The following is an 18,863-nucleotide window of genomic DNA, read 5'->3' as shown; positions in this document are numbered from 1 at the left end:
TTTCACTTGCCCTACGCGGGCTTTTCTGTTATTTTGATAGTAACAAAATGTTATTAACAAAATGATACTAAGTTTGATTGGGCGTTTTCGTTCTGTAAACTCAGTGGAGAAGACGGAGGGGATGCAATGTGAAGAAGGTTGCGAGTGGCTGGAACCTGTTCGAAATCGCGTGGTTGGCGCTGTTTACCTCGATTGCTGTCGGGTTTACGGTGATTTCAAAGGACTCTTTATTCGGATTTACCGTTTTTATTACCGGGGTGCTATGCGTGGTGCTTGCGGCGAAGGGCAACCTGATGAGCTATGTTTTCGGCATGTACAATACCGTCGGTTACGCTTATCTCGCCTATATTAACGGGTTGTTTGGAGAGGTCATGCTGAATCTGCTATTCTTCGTTCCGATGAACGTCATTGGCTTCTACATGTGGAAAAATAACCGCCAAGACGGCAAGCTGATCATGCGTCAAATGGAGCTTAGAGGTCTGCTTCTCGTTGGGGCGGTCTGCGTATTAGGCTGTTTGCTGCTGGGATATGGGCTTTCGTTCATCCCGGGACAGAACTCGCCTTACATCGATGCGACTACGACGGTGCTGTCCGTTGTAGCCACCTTCTTAATGGTCCGCAGATTCAAGGAGCAATGGCTGGTCTATATTGTATTGAATTTGTTTACGGTGCTGCTGTGGACGATTCGATTGCTGGAGGGCAGCAGCGAAGGCATGCTGATGATCGTCATGTGGTGCGCGTATTTGGTCAATGCGGTATACGGCTATTACAATTGGAACAAAGGGGCCAGGGAGGTGGCGGCATGAAAACGCTCGGATTAACGCTGGGGAAGTTTGCCCCGCTGCATAAAGGGCATCAGTTCATGATCGAAACGGCGCTGCAAGAGGTCGATGAGTTGATCGTGGTCATTTATGAGACGACGGTCACTCCGATCCCGCTTCATATTCGGGCCAATTGGATTCGGGGGCTATACCCGGCAGTCCGGGTCATTGAAGCTTGGGACGGACCAGACGGGTATTCCGATGACAGAGAGCATGAGATTCGGGAAGAACGGTATATCCTCCGTTTACTGAACGGCGAGCAAGTCACGCATTTTTACTCGAGCGAATTTTACGGCAGGCATATGAGTCTCGCTTTGGGCTCGGTCGACCGGCGGGTCGATGAAGCCCGGGAGCGGGTTCCAATCTCTGCAACGATGATCCGTTCCGACCCATATAAATACAGGGAGTTCATAAGTGATATCGTGTACCGGGACTTAATCACGAAGGTGGTATTTGTCGGGGCGATGTCGACGGGGAAGTCGACGATCACCGAAGCGCTCGCAAGACGGTATAACACGACCTACGCGAGCGAATACGGGCGCGATTACTGGACCGAGCATCAGGTGGACCGCAGAATCGGCCTAGAGGCGTTCGATGAAATCGCAGTGGGTCATATCGAGCGTGAAGAGCAGGCTTTGCTTGCGGCGAATCGATTCCTGTTCGTTGATACCAATGCGATTACGACATATATGTTCTCCGTGGATTACCACGGCCGGGTCCCGGAGCTATTGACCCGAATTGCTCTGGAGAACGCGCAGCGCTACGATCTGTTCTTCTTGTGCGACGACGATATTCCTTACGACGATACGTGGGATCGAAGCGGGGATCAGAAGCGGCATGTTTTTCATAAACAGATCATCGCGGATTTGAAGGAGCGGCGAATTCCCTACATTACGCTGCGGGGGAGCTTGGAGGAACGCATGCGCAAGGTAGACGAGGTGCTGGCAAAGTTCGAGCCCTATCGAAACTATTTCGGGGAGCTGAACGGTTAGAATTCGATGCAGGCAGGGAGTAAAATGAACCCATAACCACAGCTCATTAGAATCAAAAAATAAGGAGGCGCCCCCAATGGATTTGTTGGATCGGAACGGGCTTACGGAACGCGAATTTTTGGAGCAGTACCGGGCAGGAGATTACGAGCGGCCTTCGGTGGCAGCCGATATGGTGATCTTCACGGTTACGGATGAGGAAGCTGACAGTTATCGGAAATTACCCGAAAAAGAGCTCCGCATCCTGCTCATCCGCCGGGGAGGTCACCCCTTCCTGGGTAAATGGGCGCTGCCTGGCGGCTTCGTCCAGCCGAGCGAGACGACTGAGCAGGCCGCTGCAAGGGAATTGCGTGAGGAAACCGGCGTGGACGACGTTTATTTGGAGCAGCTATATACGTTCAGCGATATCGGGCGAGATCCCCGAACCTGGGTGATGAGCTGCAGCTACATGGCTCTGATCAACAGCGACAAGTTGGAGCTTAGAGCGGGAGACGATGCGGCCGACGCTTCTTGGTTCAAGGTTTCCTATCGGCTGCTGCGGGAGCAGAAAGAGTTGATGGAGGACGGATACGTCAAGACGCTGGAGTATGAACTCAAGCTAAGCGGTGAAGAGGAGCTTTCGGCGGTCGTGGCCAGAACGTTGACCGTGAAGACGACATCGACTAGCACGGAGTATAAGATCGTATCGAATGACGGATTGGCCTTCGACCATGCAAAGATTATAGCATGCGCGATCGAGCGGCTGCGGGGAAAAGTGAATTATACCGATATTGCGCTGCACTTAATGCCAAAGCTTTTTACCTTGACGGAACTGCAGCAGGTTTATGAGGTCATTATGGATAAAGAGTTATTGAAGGCGGCCTTCCGGCGCAAGGTGGCCGATCTCGTGGCGGAGACCGATCATTACACCGAAAATGCTGGACATCGGCCATCCCGGTTGTATCGGAGAAAACTGGAGGATTAAAGGATGATTTACAATCTCGATGAGCTAAGAAAAGCTTATAACGAAGGAAAAACGTTCAAGTATATATTCTTTTGGGGCCATACGCCGCCTAAGGACGGGAGCGTCGACAAAAGCTGCTTCAGCCAGTGGTGGATGTGCCCGTTCACGGTAGAGGGAACGGAGTATTCCTGTGCCGAGCAGTTTATGATGGCCGAGAAGGCAAGGCTGTTCGGCGACAACGAAATGCTGGAGTCGATCCTTACGGCTAAGCATCCCAAGGTGATGAAGGCTTATGGGCGCGCGGTCCGAAACTTTGACAAGGATACTTGGGACAAGGAATGCTACGGCATCGTCAAAAGAGCCAGCTTGGCCAAGTTTTCGCAGAATCCGGAGCTCGGCGATTATCTCAAGTCGACGAAGAACCGCATCCTCGTCGAAGCCAGCCCGCGGGACCGCATATGGGGGATCGGCATGGGCCAGTCCAATCCGGATGCGGAGAATCCCGTGAAATGGCGGGGCCGAAACCTGCTGGGGTTCGCGCTGACCGAAGCGCGGGACGAATTGCTGCAGGGATAGCCTTTTGGCAGGATTGAGGGTGACTATTTGAAAGCCATTTTTGAAAGTGGATTACCGTACTTTAATGACATCGTATTTCAGATGGCAACTCAACTCATGTGTATCGGGCGGCAGTGATCGGAGAATAACTTTTCGCCGATAGACCCGTTAAGCTGAACCTCATCACAAGTAACGGCAAGTTTTTCGATTGACAGCAATAAGTATACGTGATAATTTCACGGTAGGATAATAAAGGCAATGCAACCTTCGGGTTCAACCTCGCTGAGAAGTGGGTTGGACCCTTTTTGCATTCCAAAACCAGGGGAGGATTCGTAATGTTGAGAACAGAATCGCTGTTACAGCGGCTGGGCGAGATCGGCATGTCGCTCGAACGCAAAGGGGGAGCTCTTTTATTATTAGGAGTCGGTTCCGTTGGGGTCGAGACAGAACGGTTGGATGAATATTCGGATTTAGACTTCTTTGTCGTTGTAAAGCCCGGAGAGAAAAACAGATATATAGACCGGTTGGATTGGCTCGAGGACGTACACCCTCTTGCCTATTCGTTTAAGAATTCGGATATTGGCTACAAAGTACTGTTCGAGGACGGTATTTTCGGGGAATATGCTGTATTCGAGGAATGGGAGCTGGCGAACGCCACCTATACGGAAGGCCGGGTCATTTGGAAGGACCCCATGTATGCCAATACGGCAATCGCCAAACCTTCCAACCCGGTCCCCAGCCTAAAAGTGGATTCCTTGGACTTTCCTTTGAATGAAGCCTTAACAAATCTATACGTGGGGCTCGGTCGCTATGCTAGGGGAGAGCGTCTATCCGCGGCGAGGTTTGTTCAAGGATACGCAGTGGACAGGATTCTATCCGTGCTCCATCTGCTGGAGCAAGAGGTGGACTACTATCCCGACCCATTCGGCAACGAGAGGCGGTTAGAGAGGAGATACCCCCGTTTTGCGGAAATCATTGGAGACATGATACAGGGATACGATCATGTTCCCGAATCGGCACTTCGCATTTTAAATTTCATAGAAGAAGTGTATCCCGTCAATCGAAGGTTAAGCGATGAGATACGACGATTGGCTAATCTAACGCTGAGTTGATACGCAAACGGAATCGACGCACTAGCATCTACCAGGGGAAATACCAATGTACTGTCGATATGGGCGAAGTATATGGATAACATAGAAAGAACTCTCCGAGTCTGGAGAGTTCTGTTTATTGAGTACGATCGACTTATCCATTTTAGGCATGACATCAAAAAACGGGGCGCAATTAAAGAGATAAAGTATCCAGCGGTATTTCAAATGCGCGTTTAATAACTAACCCGGCAGCAAGCTTGGTTTCATCCGGTTTGTTATGAAGATAGATCAATTGTACGTTATTAACTGTTACAGGCAACTGGTGCATCACCCTGGCTCTAATCTCATTGAACATTTCGGGACTGATGGTATGAATGACTCGGCCCGTTATAAGCAGACTGTCTGGATTTATAAATGTAATGATATTGGTAACGGCGATCGCGATGCCATCAACAATTTTTTCGTATAAACCAAGGAACTTAGGATCTCCTGTTCTTATGCCTTCTGCGAACTCCTCTAGTGTGCATTTGATGGAGACACTAAGTCCGCTGCTGGAAGCCAGCGTCGTTAAGCATCCGGATCTGCCGCAATGGCATGGATAGGCATCTTCTCCATAGAAGCCTTTATAATGCCCGAATTCACCTGCAACAAAGCTTGATCCTGCAATAATTTGTTTATCATGGACGATCGCGCCGCCTGTACCATAATCAAACTTGATGGTGATATTGTTATTGGAATCCTTCAAGCAGCCGTTCATATTCTCGTTGACAGAGAGAAGATTGACATCGTTCTCGATATACACGGGTATGACATATTTGTCTTCAAGCAGCTGCTTGAGCGGCAGGCGATGAACGCCTATGCCGGGTGTCCGCAGAACGATGCCATGCTGAGAATCGACCAGGCCCTGCATACTGATTCCGATCCCTTTTACTTTGGAGGTGTTGGGCACCTGGGTGAGCAGCTCATCGATAACTTCATGCAACAGCTGCATCAGCACATCTATAGAACCATATTTGTTGCTCGTGCGTTCTGCGGATGCGACAGCTTCTTGACGCAGGTTGAACACTTTTCCGCGAATGTATTTGCCGGCGAGCTCAAGCCCGATGGCATAAAAATGGCCGCTGTTGATATGAAGGCCGACTCTTTTCCTTCCGCTGCCTGCCTCCAAGTCGATAAGCTCCCCTGTCACGATTATTTTTTCCTTCAACAGGCGATTGACGATATTGGTTACCGTTTGTCTGCTTAGCCCAGTCTTTTCCGCAAGCTCTACGCGAGAGATCGGCCCCTCTGAATAAATGAGAAAAAGAACCTTCTGCTGATTTATTGATTTTAATAACATATGGCTGGTTTGTTTAACAGAATCACTCACAATATGCATCCTCTTTCCAACAACGTTTTATATAATATAGATTCAAAACATTTGACAAATTAGGAACATACTTTGCTTTAAGTGTAGCATTAATACGAGGCGAATAAAAGTTGCAAGTTCGTTTAATTCAACTAACGTATATTTTTAAATTTCCAAAAACGATGATAAATGGCGGTATTATGCAGCGTGATACGATCAGCACGAAATCTTTTAATCCAAAGACACTGAAAAAAACGCAGCCAATTGTATTGACATTGTAATAAAAAAGGATATTATATTTGTAAATTGATTTGATTAAAATACAAAAAATTGACGCCTAGAGGAGTAAGTAATGGTATGGATTGGATGGATAATTGCAATAGCAGCGATGACGGTGCTGACTTACATATGCTGGCTGCATGCAGTTATGTTACAACCTGGTAAAGCAGATGCACTTATTGTACTTGGCTATGTATCTAAAGACGGCCGAATACACCCTTTGCTTAAAGAAAGACTGGATGAAGCTTACAAACTATTTCGGCAGTATGGGCACAAATATATTATTGTATCGGGGGGAGCGGTTGGTTCACGTCGCTCGGAAGCGGAGCTGATGGAGAAGTACCTGGTTGAGAAGGGCGTCCCAGCAAAAAGAGTATTAAAAGAAGACAAGTCAAACAACACCGTTCAAAATTTGATCTTTAGCAAGCAATTGATGGAGCAGTACCATCTAAAATCTTTTGTTATCATAACCAATTTATTTCATGTCCGCCGCACGAAGTATATTATGCATCGTCTTGGCATAAAAGGCGGATTCTGCGCTAATCGAAGTCTTAGAAGCATCGTGGGATTCCAGCTTAAATTAACATTTCTGGAGATTCGGGCATTTCGATTAACTCTCCCCATTATTAAGAGGGTCATCAATGATCAAATCGATTGACAAAAAGGTTGACAACTGGCCGATAAGTGATTAGAATGTAAGCGTTTACAGAATATATGGGAGGTGAGGCTTAAGTGGCTATAAGCCAAAAGTTGTTTACAAATTATTTACCCGAATTTGATTGCTGATTAACAAATCACAGTTATGCTTAAATAGTTAATCCAATTTATTTATTAATTAACGGGGGCGGAATAATGTTTAATGGGAAAATGAAACGATTCATGAGCACGGGTGTTGCAGCGGCATTATCTTTAGCCATGCTGGCTGGTTGCGGTGGAAACAGCGGAAAGAACGGGGCTAGTCCAAGTACTACTCCTGCTGGTTCGGATAAGCCGGGTGTATCTGCAGAAGTCGAAGTTTATGAGAATGGATTGCCGAAGAATGAGGAAGTAACGCTAAAGGTAGGTTTCTTTGTAGGAGGATATGGCCGGGAGTGGTTCGATTATGCAGTTGAATCGTTCACAGCCAAGTATCCCAATGTCAAAGTAGACATCACCGCTTCAGCTGATATGAAGACGATTCTTTCTACAAAAATCTCTGCAGGCAATGATAATGACATGTTTGATCTATTCAATACAGACCCGTCTGGAGGTATCATAGGGCTCGCTGAAGCCGGAAAGCTTGAACCCATGGATGACATTTGGGAATTCCCTCTTCCAGACGTACCGGACAAAAAGGTCAAGGATCTTATGATGCCAGGCATGTACGAGTCAACACCGCTGATCAATGGGAAAAGATATGAATTTACGACGGCGAGCAGCTTTGGCGGGTTGTTTTTTAACAAAAAGCTATTCGAGGAGCATGGCTGGAACCAAAACCCGAACACATGGGACGAATTTAAAACGCTTCTAGCAGACATTAAAGCGGATGGCATTGCTCCAATTACGTTCCCGGGCATTCATCCAAGCTACCATAACTGGGCTTTCGGAACGGCCAAAAATTTTGAGCTGGCTGATATCAATGGCCATGTCGATGAATTTATCGAGGATTATAGAACTTATGGTCTGCCGCAATACACAAATCCAGAGACGGTTGAAACCTGGACGCGCTTCTATGAGCTTGGCAAGCTAGGATATTTTGCAGAAGGACTCCCGGCATTGAACCATACGCAATCGCAAATGCAGGTTATTCAGGGGCAAGCTGCGATGGTATCGACAGGGACGCATGTCGAGAATGAGATGAAGGAAGCAACGCCTGAGGACTTCGACTGGGGCTTCATGGCTGTTCCTTTCAGAGATAACACGGATCAAACGCTTTGGATTCGAAGCGGAACTTCAAACTTCAATTATATCTGGGCAGCTAAGCCGGAACTGAACAAAAAGTGGGCCAAAGAATTGATCGCATGGCTGGTTACGCTGGAAAATCAACAATTTGCAGCCGAAAAAGCAGGTGCTTTGCCAATGCGCAAGGATTTGATGGAGGATCCTTCCAGGGCGGCTAACCTTTCCAGCTCTGCTCAATCTGTTCTGAAGTACATTGCAGACAATAATGCTCAGACTTTTAAAGCAAGCCGGTCTATCAACATTTCCGATCCGAATCTTGCTCAAGCAGAAAAATTAATGAATGAGAATATTGTGAAATTTGCTATGGGTATGCAGGATCCGAAACCGATTCTGGAGCAAGCCGAAGAGCTGCTGAAGAAAGCTCTAGAGGCTGAGAAGAAATAATAAGACGTGTTGGAGCGGGGAGGACTCATCTCCGCTCTTCCGTTTTAACTTCTGAGATCCTATAGGCTTCACACTGCAAGTGACTTAAAGTACGTGTTCAAAAAGTCGGATTTTCAGCACCGAGAAGGTTGGATAAAGCTAGGGAGTGAGGAGCGGAGCGTACGTTTTGGGTACGTGAGCACCGGAAGGCCCGGCTGAATTCAAGATTCGATGCCGAGTTAATTATTGACTCACTTCGTGATCAAAAGACGACTTTTTGAACAACCTCTTATAAACGTCCAGTAAGATAGGAGTTGACCTCTTGTGTCTGATTCAACCGTTGTGACGACACTAAAGACCCCTATGCGCAAGCGCTTGGGTCTAGACAAAGCGAATACGCAGAAGTGGATATTTCTGTTCATAGCCATCGTGCCTCCCTTTGGCGGCTATTTGCTCTTTACGTTGTTTCCGAACATTTTATCCATTTATTATGCGATGCTCAATTGGGATGGGTTTACGGATGCAACGTTTGTCGGGCTGTCCAATTTCGTCACCGCATTCCAAGATAAATATGTGTGGCGTGCGCTTACCCACAACTTGATTTTTATGATAACCGTGCCTTTCTTTGTTATTGTCATCTCCCTGCTCCTTGCCTATTTAATTACCAATAAAACGTATAAAGAAAATAAATTTTTGAAGGTATTGTTTTTCTTTCCGAACGTGTTATCTACGGTCGTAGTCGCTCTCCTCTGGGCCTTCATTTATGACGGATCGTACGGTTTGCTGAATGGGATTCTAAAGTTCGTCGGAATTGATATGGGGAATTTCTATTGGCTGGGCAATGAAAGCACGGCGCTTGCCTCCATTATCCCGGCATGGGTTTGGGGCGGTGTCGGCTTGTACGTCATTATCTTTGCCAATGCGATGCTGGGAATTCCGAAGTCACTGTACGAGGCGGCGATTCTTGAAGGAGCCGGACATATGACACGCTTGTTTAAAATTACAATGCCGCTCGTTACGCCCATTATCCGCGTCAGCGCTTTATTCCTCGTCGTCGGCACGATGAAGGGCTTCGAAATCATCCTCATTATGACGAATGGGGGGCCATTCGGGTCGACGGATGTTATCGGCCTCTACATGTTTAACTTAGCTTTTGGCGTAGAGTATCGAAATTACGGCTACGCTTCCGCAGTCGGTATGATTCTGTTCGTCATTCTAGTAACAGCCAAGCTGTTAATCGATAAATTCGTGCCGAACAAAGGCTACGAGTATTAGTTTCCATAGGAAGGTTCGGAGGGATATAGTTGAAGGAAAAACGAACGTTAATGGACATTGTGTGGCGTGTGGTGCTGTATGCCTGGTCGCTGACTATATTATTTCCTTTAATCTGGGTTATTTATGAATCGTTAAAAAGCAATCCTGAGTTTTTTAAAGATATATGGGCGCTGCCTGCGGAACTAAGATGGCAGAATTATTCGAAGGCTTGGAATCAATACGGTTTTGGGCAATCACTCTTAAATACCCTTTATTATGTTGGCGGAAGTCTGGTGCTTGGACTGTTCTTCACGACAATTAACGCCTATGCGCTTACTCGAATGCAGTTCAAAGGAAGAAAATTGATTTGGGGCTTGATTATGTTGTCCCTGTTCCTGCCGGGCATCAATGCGCTTGTACCCCAGTATGTCATTATGCGGGAACTGAGTTTGACCAATAGCTTGACCGGATTAATTCTTCTGTCCAGTCTGGGTGAAAGCGTGTTCTATCTTATGCTGCTCGGAGGGTTTATGAGCTCTTTGCCGATGGAGCTTGAGGAGAGCGCAACGATGGATGGCGCTACATTATTTCAAAAGTTTTGGCGTGTTATCGTTCCGTTGTCTACACCGGGAATTGTAACCGTTGGCGTATTCAAGTTCCTAGGGTACTATAACAATTTCTTAGCGCCGTTCATCTATTTGAGCGATCCCAAAAAATATCCTATTGCGGTGCAAATGTATTCTGCAAACAAGCAAATGGAGTTTACTGCGGATTGGGTGACTTTGTTTGCCGGTGTAACCATTGCGATGGTACCGTCCATTATTATTTATATCCTATTCCAAAAACTTCTGATGGAAGGCGCGACCATGGGGGCGGTGAAGGGATGAATACTGCAGAGCAAGTGAAGGCGAAATATAAGCTGATTGCATTGGATCTGGACGGGACGCTTCTGACGGATGAAAAGCACATTACGGAAGAGACCAAAAAGTGGCTTCAATATGCAGTAGATCACGGTGTTAAAGTCATGTTCTCCACCGGGAGAGGCTTGCAAACTGCCAAGGGCTTCTGGGATGAGCTTGGGCTCGATTCCCCCATGGTGCTGCTCAATGGAGCAGAGATTTGGGAGGGACCGGGCAGGCTTAAAAAGCGAGTCTTCCTCCCTCGGGACACGGTCCGCGATATGCACGCCATTGCTGCCAAGCGGGGCGAGTGGTACTGGGGCTACAGCGTGGAAAGCTTGACGGGCGACAAGGATTGGACGCCTGAGATGTTCGAACGGGATTGGATGAAATTCGGCATTGGCAGCAATGATCAACAGAGTCTCGCGGAAATTAAGGAAGAGCTGCTCAGTTGGGGCACGCTCGAGGTTACCCATTCGGCTCCTACTAATATGGAGATCTCAGTTAAAGGCATTACAAAGGAAAGCGGAGTGTGCGAGGTTTGTCAGACGCTGGGCTTCTCGATGTCCGATGTCATTGCTATGGGAGACAGTGATAATGACGCGAAGCTCCTGAAGGCGGCAGGTCTCGGTGTGGCGATGGCCAACGGTGAAGAGCATATCAAATCCATAGCGGACGTAATCACGGCTACCAACAACGAGAACGGCGTTGCTCAGGCGATTCGGAAGTATGTATTCCAGATGGAGTAAACACGAACGATTACTAGTAAATATAATGAGGGAGTAGAAATAGATGACCGTTCAATCGAAAGAGATAAACTTAGATCAACTGGGCGGAACGATATACCCGGAGACAACAAATGGCGAAGAGTTGAGATGGCATTCTCCGCTGGAAGCGCCCTTTCACATCGCGGGCTTCCCTTGGCTTGCGCAGGATGGGATATACAGACGCCTGCCCTTGGCTTCCGAGGCGGTCTTGCCTCCCGCGGTTGATACGCTTGCTTATTGTACGGCAGGCGGGCAAATTCGCTTTCGCACCAATTCTTCAAGGTTGGTCATAAGGGTACGTCTTGCCGGACCGGCCAATATGTATCATATGCCGCCTACAGGGCAGTGCGGGGTTGACTGCTATCTTGGAGAGCCGGGAGAGCAGAGCTTTATCACCACGGCTAAATTCAAGCCAACGGAACGAGAATATGAATCACAGCTTTATCAGTGGGATACCAAAAAAGATGTGGCCGTCACCTTAAACTTGCCCCTCTATCAAGGGGTAGAAGAGGTGTGGATCGGTGTAGATAAGGATGCGGTCATAAGCGAAGCACCCGCCTATGCAAGCAGTAGACCCGTCATTATATATGGAACTTCGATTACGCAAGGGGGATGTGCCTCCCGGCCGGGTATGGCCTATTCTAATATTCTCAGCCGTATGATCCCGGTGGAGTTCGTCAATCTTGGTTTCTCGGGGAGTGGAAAGGGCGAGCCGGAGCTCGCGCATATCATGTCGGAAATCGATGATCCGGCGCTGTTCATTCTTGATTATGAAGGAAATACGGGAGAGGCCGGAAACATCGCACGAACGCTGCCTGCTTTCATCCAAATTTTGAGAGAGCGGCATCCTGAAGTTCCTATATTAGTAGTCTCTAGGATTTACACTGCCGAAGACCAGTTCTATACAGAGAGAAGGGGGCTTCATGATCGCCGCAGGCTGATTCAGATCGAGAATGTGGAACAGAGACAGACAGAAGGAGACCGTAATATCCATTTCGTTGACGGCTTTAAGCTGCTAGGCGATGATTTCATCAATGATTGTACGGTTGACGGAACGCATCCAACGGACCTCGGATTTTTGCGCATGGCACAATCGCTTGCACCTATCATTAAGCGATTGTTGCGACTGTGATGAACAAGACAGATGTTATGAACAGCCTTCAGACTGTATTTTTTGGTTTAGGGGCTGTTTGTTTATCCGTCAGACACCTGTCTTACCATTTAAGCCGAAAAAGGAGAGGATTTTAATTGAAGTCCCAAAGAGGAAGTCTGCCTTTTATTGTGATGGCTTGTTTTATTGCGGGGGTTGTTAGTCTGTGTTACGGCATGAATGTATTCGCGTCCTCAGATAAAGAAGAGGGTGTTTCTGAAAAAGACAGAGCTAAGTATTTAGGAACTTCACTGTTTAAAGGTCACATGCATTCCCATACTTCTCTCAGTGATGGGATATTGCTGCCTAATGATGCTTACCATTTTGTGAAAGGTAATACAGATTTTGATTTTTTTGCAGTGACGGAACACGACGTCACTTATGACATCAGTACGGGCAGTGATTTTATTACAGATGTTCAAGAATCTTATTCAGAAGAATACAAGCTGCTGCATGAGCAATCAGATGCTCACAATCGTGATCACGAATTTATTACGCTGCCTGGTACGGAAGTGACTTGGTATGATGAAGCAGGCCATATCAATTTATTTAATGCTCCATGGTTTGCAAGAACACATGGAGTAGGTGCGGACGGCACTTGGGGCTGGAGCGACATCAAATATGATCTGCCAACCTTTTACGCAAGACTTGCCCAAGATCCGAATGCGATTGCGCAATTTAATCATCCACGTTCGTCAGGAAATTGGAGTTTCAATGAATTTAAACACTATAACCGGGAAGTTGACAGAAACCTTAATCTGATCGAATACAAGTCCTCCAATGATTTTGCAATCTATACCAAAGCATTAGATCGAGGCTGGCATGTTTCTCCTGTGTTTGGCGGGGACGAGCACAAAGGAAATTGGGGAATGGTTCAGCCCCATGTGACCGGTATGTGGGGAAAAAAGCTTACTAGAGAAGGCCTTTACGAGGCGATGCGAAACCACCGCACCTATGTATCATTTGATCGCAACTTAGAAATGGCGGTTTCAGCCAAAGGTCAGATGATGGGGTCGATTCTTCCGGCCAAAACAAAGAAAATTAATCTCAAGATACAGATAAGTGACCCTGATGCTAACGATGTGTTGGATAAAGTCGTTGTTTACAAAAACAGCGGTGAAATCATCAAGGAGTACGGCAATATTGCCAGCAATCAATTTAATCAGGAAGTATCCTTAGCAAGTAAAGATGGGGACTACTTCCTCGTGAGAGCTTTCCAAGTGGACGGTGAAGAGGCTATAAGTGCTCCAATTTGGATTGGTGATGAAACGAGGGGCACGGTGCATGCGCCTGAAATTAAGGTTCATGGACAATATCCGGATACTATTAAGCTTGGGGATCAAGTAGAAGTGCTGGGCGCTTCGGCGACAGATCACAGCGGTCAATCTTTATCGGTGGAAGCCATCGTTCTAAATGATAAGGGAGAAGTAGCGGTTCAAAATCAGCATTTCAAGGTCAACATGTATGGAGAGTATTTCATTAAGTATGTAGCAACCGACGCTCAAGGAAATACGCGTGTTGAACTTATTCGAATCCTTGTTGATCAGCAAAATCTGGATGCCGAACAAATTTTAAATGAGTTTCAACCCATTGTTAATGTAGGTGGGAATGAACGTGAAGTAGGAATAAATGTAGTCACGGATAAGGCATTAGAGACGTCGTATGTTCAGTACAAACCTGAGTCCGAGACGACGTGGGACAATGCGGAAGTAGTACAAGCGGGAGTCTCTTATTTTCAAGTCGCGTATGGCGATACATTTGCAAAGAGTAACTATCGGGTGCTTGCAGCTCATGAAGCGAATGTAACAGAACTCGGCTTAGGGACTACGTATGACTATCGGTATGGAATGTCGCCGACTGGACCTTGGAGCGACAGTTATAGCTTTAGGACCGCACCAGCTTCAGAGGAAGCCGTTATGTATGTGATGGGGGATCTGGGAGTTCCGGATCGAAATCCGGAAAGCTTCCAGCTCTTTAACCATATGCTGGACGTTCTGCAGGAGAAAAATTCAAACGGGCAGACGGTGATTCAAGTCGGAGACTTGGTCGAGAATGGCGGCAATATGTACGCTTGGGATGATGTGTTTAACAACATTTACAACAACGATATGGGGCTAGTTTCTGCTCATATTGTCGGGGATCGTGAACATGCGACGGAACGGAAATTCGGGCCGTACTCCGGGTTTTTCAACCTGCCGAAGAACGGTGAGGGCACTTATCGGGAGACGAATTATTCGTTTGATTATGGCGATATGCACATTGCTGTTCTGAATTCCGTGGTGGATTTCGACAAACAGCTGTCATGGCTGGAAAAAGATTTGCGGGCAACCGACAAGAAGTGGAAAATCGTTATGGGACACTATCCTTATTATGGCGGTCAATCAGGCGATGAGACCGGTATGGACATGATGAGAGTGAAATTGTCTCAAGCCTTTGAACGGCTTGGTGTCAGTCTGTACATTGGCGGTCATGATCATGTGTATAAACGGACAACCATACGAAACGGTGTAAAAAATATATCGGAAGAAGCGATGAATCTAGGTACAACCTTTGTGACAGTTGGTTCATCAGGTCCAACGTTCAATGATAACAAATCGTTTGACTGGGATCATATCGTATATGATGAAAATAAGCAGACCGGTGTTGTTTTGGAATCAAACGATCAATCTCTCACGTTGAAAGCCTACAACAGCGACGGTGTTGAAATTGATTCATTTACGATTAAACAGCCTGCAAATTATATGAACTTAACAAGCGCAATAATAGAAAATAACGTCTTGAAGGGCGTTGGGGTCCTGAATTACCCGAGCTCGCCTGAACGTGTCACCGTTATCGGGGAAAAGCGCGATCATACAGGTGAACAGCTGCTGGAAACGGTAATTCAAGAAGCAACGCTGGAACACCTCGGACGTGAACAAATCATTTTATTTGATAATCCTCTTGCATTTGGCGATGAACATACGATCGTCGTAAAAGTAGTTAATAATCCAATCGATCAAGAGCCGTTAACGGAACCGTTAATCGCTAAAGAAGGAATGCTGGGCGATGGTTCGGAAGGCAACCCCTATCAAATTAAAAGTGCCAGTGGACTCAATAAAATGCATGAGTTCCCGGACAAACATTTTATTTTAGCTCAAGACATTGACGGTAAGGGCATGTTTTTTGAAGCCATTGGCGCGAGTGGCACGCCATTTACGGGTACGTTTGATGGGCAAGGGCATACGATTACAGGCGTTATAGTCTCCTCGGGCGGCGCGGGTCTCTTTGCTATTAATGAAGGGACGATTCGTAATGTAGGAATCACCCATGCTGACATTGATGTTCGCCGAAGTAATATTGGGATCCTGGTTGATCAGAATGATGGGATCGTAGAATATGCCTACAGTACCGGATCTATTCGAGGCAATTCTACCGTCGGCGGTCTTGTGGGCTACTCGAACGGTATCGTTAGAAACAGTTATTCAACAGCTCGAGTCCATGCACGAGGCAAGCAAGCCGGCGGCTTGATCGGGATTACGAATCGGGGGAGTACAACAGAACAGGTCTATGCAACCGGATCCGTAATAGCAGAAGAATCAAATGCCGGCGGCATCAGCGGATACGGATATAACCATACGGTCATTCGAAATAGCATGGCATTAAATCCATCTATTGTTACAGGTACTGCATCGAATCGAATTGTCGGCAGAGTTCTAGCAGGGGAGACGGCAACCTTAGTCAATAATTACGCCGATGAAAATATGTTTGTTAGCAGTGAGAACGTTACGGTGAATGATCCGAACAATGAGAAAGGACAGGGGGTCGGTGCAGAAACATTCACGAAGCCATCCTTTTTCATGGAGACTCTCGGTTGGGATTTTGATTCGATCTGGATCTGGAATGAAGATGCCAAACGTCCATTACTGCAAAGTAATTTGGAGAAAATTAACGAAGATCATATTCCAAAGCCGAAGCTTGATCGGAATGAAGATGGGTACTACATCATCCGTTCAATTCAAGAATTAAAGACGATATCCGAATTCCCAAATGAAAATTATATATTGGAGAATGATCTTGATTTTGAAGGGAAGCTATTTGAACCTTTATTCAAGGCGACGCCTTTCCTTGGCACTTTTGATGGGAACAATAAATCCTTAACTAACTTCACGTCAGAGTATGGCGGCTTATTTCATCTCAATGGCGGAATCATTAAAAACATAGCTATGGTAGATGCAAGCGTCACTGGCGGGAGTAATATCGGTATACTCGTTAACACGAACAACGGAACGGTAGAGAATAGTTATGTAACGGGCACAATCGAAGGCTCCAGCACCGTGGGCGGTCTAGCGGGTTATTCCAATGGCATCGTGAGAAACAGCTATTCTACGGCAGATGTAACGGCCCAGCTGAACCAAGCTGGTGGTCTAATCGGAATTACAAACTCAGGCAGCTTGACGGAAAACGTGTATGCATCCGGAGCCGTCCAGGCGCTTAGAAGCAACGCAGGCGGAGTGACTGGCTACGGTTATAATGATACGGTCGTTAGAAACGTGATTGCTCTTAACCCTTCCGTCGTGACGCCGACGATGGCGAACCGCGTGGTGGGACGAGTCCTTGCCGGGCATACCGCAACGCTTCAGAATAATTATGCGTTCGATGGCATGATTGTGGATAAAGAAGGCGAGAGTATTGCCGCTGCTGACAACAGAAAGGGTTTAGGGCTATCCCAGCAACAGGTTGAAGACCCTAACACGTATACCGATAGGCTGAACTGGGATGTTGAGTCGGTTTGGATGTGGAATGATGCTTTAAAGCGTCCGGTATTGATCAGTAACCCTGAAGAGGCAAGCGAGCCTGTCGTACCTTTGGAAAGAAATGAAGCCGGTTATTACCGAATCAAGTCCATTGCTGATCTGAATGTTATGGAAGCCTTCCCGGCAGAAAAGTATATTTTGGACAATGATTTGGATTACGCCGGACAACCGGCTGAGTCACTTTTTAAAGATGTTTCGTTCACCGGTGTTTTGGATGGCGGCGGGAAGAAAATAGTGAACTTTAATTCCTCGAGCGGTGGCTTAGTCCATCTTAATGGCGGAGTGATTAAAAATATAGCCATGATTGATGCCGGCGTCACTGGCGGGAGCAGAATTGGCATACTCGTCAACACGAACAATGGCGAGATAGAGAATAGTCTTTCAACAGGCTCCATTACAGGCTCCAGCACAGTCGGCGGTCTAGTGGGCTATTCCAATGGCATCGTAAGAAACAGCTATTCTACCGCGGATGTAACCGCTCAGGTAAGCCAGGCCGGTGGCCTAATCGGAATTACGAACTCGGGCAGCCTAACAGAAAACGTGTATGCGTCTGGAACCGTTCGGGCGATGACGAGCAATGCGGGCGGAGTAACTGGATACGGATACAATGATACGGTCGTCAAAAATGTCATTGCCCTGGACCCTTCGGTTACGGCGCCAACGATGGCTAACCGGGTGATGGGACGGGTTCTTGCCGGGCACACCGCCACGCTCGAAAATAATTATGCATTTGACGGCATGATTGTTGATAAAGAGGGTGTCGCTGAAGGAGCATTAACAACCCTTAAAGGATTAGGCCTATCTGAAACTGAAATAGAAACTCCATCCACCTATACAGACAGGTTAGGGTGGGACTTTAACGCAATTTGGAGATGGGACGGTATGGGTAAACGACCTGTTTTACAATCGGTATCAGAAGGCAACGAGGAAGAGCCCGTTAGCCTGATTGGGCTTGAGCTCGAGGGGCTGCTTACGCTGGTCGTTGGAGAGAGTGATCAAACGGTGACTACTGCCGTATACAGTGACGGAAGCCGCGAAAAGGTAGAGATAAACGTCATCTATACAAGCAGTGATCCAAGTATAGCGGAGATCAGTTCTAGCGGTGTAGTAACGGCGATTTCGGAAGGAACCGTACTCATCACGGCAGAGTATGATGGCTTGACTTCATCCTATGAGCTAACCTTGACTCAGAAGCAAATCGATATGGAGGGGGTCAACCAAGACATGGATTCGGAAGTCACGCTTCCGTTCACTTCTTCGGCTTTTGTCGGAACGGGGGAGTGGTGGAGCGCGAACCAGCCGCACCCTCCTGCCTTCATGGCGGAGGAAGCCATGAGATCGTTTGAACGGCACCATATGTATTAGGCAGTTTAATGAAATGAGTCCGGTCATGATGCCGGGCTCATTTTCATTTTCCGATAACTGAGAAGGCTTCAGGAGTTCCTCCCTCATGATCCCTCACAATCTATTATTGAGATTTGCAAGGAGAAGGTAGAAGGCAATTCTTCACATTGTAGAGATTTTGTAGAGATCAGGTTTTTAAACTATGAAAAAGAAAGTGTGGACATTCGGAATAAGGGAGGAGGTATAAAAGGAGGGAACTCCGCAAGATTTCGATGATGCAAAGGGCTGCTGGGATCTAGCAAACGGAAGATGTCTACTCGACTTGA

13 protein-coding genes are annotated in these 18,863 nt (G+C 47.0%); 12 read left to right on the top strand and 1 reads right to left on the bottom strand.

What is annotated here, in order from left to right; all coding sequences use genetic code 11:
- Positions 1-128: 128 nt before the first annotated feature.
- The 5 genes from pnuC to M1D70_RS31020 all read left to right on the top strand — a co-directional run bounded on the left by pnuC (position 129) and on the right by M1D70_RS31020 (position 4,420).
- Entirely contained in the window at positions 129-806 is a 678-nt protein-coding gene (gene pnuC, locus M1D70_RS31040) for a nicotinamide riboside transporter PnuC (protein ID WP_456288806.1), read from the top strand.
- Entirely contained in the window at positions 803-1,813 is a 1,011-nt protein-coding gene (locus M1D70_RS31035) for an AAA family ATPase (protein WP_456288805.1), read from the top strand. Before pnuC ends, M1D70_RS31035 begins: the two co-directional genes overlap by 4 nt.
- 76 nt (positions 1,814-1,889) lie before the next feature.
- Complete coding sequence (locus tag M1D70_RS31030) at positions 1,890-2,774, top strand: NUDIX hydrolase (RefSeq protein WP_036659537.1); 885 nt, start codon at positions 1,890-1,892, stop codon at positions 2,772-2,774.
- A 3-nt stretch (positions 2,775-2,777) separates the two neighbouring features.
- A complete protein-coding gene (locus M1D70_RS31025; protein ID WP_456288804.1) occupies positions 2,778-3,329 on the top strand; it encodes an NADAR family protein in 552 nt (183 codons plus the stop codon).
- A gap of 314 nt (positions 3,330-3,643) precedes the next feature.
- Positions 3,644-4,420 carry a hypothetical protein gene (locus M1D70_RS31020; RefSeq protein ID WP_456288803.1) on the top strand — a complete coding sequence of 259 codons (777 nt, stop codon included), beginning with the start codon at positions 3,644-3,646 and terminating at the stop codon, positions 4,418-4,420.
- 172 nt (positions 4,421-4,592) lie between these two features.
- Here the strand turns inward: M1D70_RS31020 and M1D70_RS31015 are convergent, their stop codons facing one another.
- Positions 4,593-5,777, bottom strand: coding sequence for an ROK family transcriptional regulator (locus M1D70_RS31015; RefSeq protein WP_456288802.1), 1,185 nt, complete (start codon positions 5,775-5,777; stop codon positions 4,593-4,595).
- 322 nt (positions 5,778-6,099) lie between these two features.
- Here M1D70_RS31015 and M1D70_RS31010 point away from each other — a divergent pair, with 322 nt between their 5' ends.
- From M1D70_RS31010 to M1D70_RS30980, 7 genes are all read left to right on the top strand, one after another.
- Complete coding sequence (locus tag M1D70_RS31010) at positions 6,100-6,684, top strand: ElyC/SanA/YdcF family protein (protein ID WP_433941896.1); 585 nt, start codon at positions 6,100-6,102, stop codon at positions 6,682-6,684.
- A gap of 194 nt (positions 6,685-6,878) precedes the next feature.
- Complete coding sequence (locus tag M1D70_RS31005) at positions 6,879-8,351, top strand: ABC transporter substrate-binding protein (protein ID WP_009591525.1); 1,473 nt, start codon at positions 6,879-6,881, stop codon at positions 8,349-8,351.
- A gap of 303 nt (positions 8,352-8,654) precedes the next feature.
- Positions 8,655-9,605 carry a carbohydrate ABC transporter permease gene (locus tag M1D70_RS31000; protein ID WP_036671889.1) on the top strand — a complete coding sequence of 317 codons (951 nt, stop codon included), beginning with the start codon at positions 8,655-8,657 and terminating at the stop codon, positions 9,603-9,605.
- Between the two features lie 29 nt (positions 9,606-9,634).
- The gene (locus M1D70_RS30995; protein WP_009591560.1) at positions 9,635-10,471 is read left to right on the top strand and encodes a carbohydrate ABC transporter permease; all 837 of its coding nucleotides are present in this window, start codon (positions 9,635-9,637) and stop codon (positions 10,469-10,471) included.
- On the top strand, positions 10,468-11,232 hold the full coding sequence (locus M1D70_RS30990) for a Cof-type HAD-IIB family hydrolase (protein ID WP_456288801.1): 765 nt from the start codon (positions 10,468-10,470) through the stop codon (positions 11,230-11,232). The genes M1D70_RS30995 and M1D70_RS30990 overlap by 4 nt, the downstream gene beginning before the upstream one ends.
- A 43-nt stretch (positions 11,233-11,275) precedes the next feature.
- Positions 11,276-12,382 carry an SGNH/GDSL hydrolase family protein gene (locus M1D70_RS30985; protein ID WP_456288800.1) on the top strand — a complete coding sequence of 369 codons (1,107 nt, stop codon included), beginning with the start codon at positions 11,276-11,278 and terminating at the stop codon, positions 12,380-12,382.
- 116 nt (positions 12,383-12,498) lie between these two features.
- The gene (locus M1D70_RS30980) at positions 12,499-18,558 is read left to right on the top strand and encodes a CehA/McbA family metallohydrolase (protein WP_456288799.1); all 6,060 of its coding nucleotides are present in this window, start codon (positions 12,499-12,501) and stop codon (positions 18,556-18,558) included.
- Positions 18,559-18,863: the final 305 nt, after the last annotated feature.

It is taken from the genome of Paenibacillus sp. AK002, from assembly GCF_053903045.1.
The sequence above is the reverse complement of the archived record's forward strand: the minus strand, read 5'-3'. Positions and strand labels throughout refer to the sequence as shown.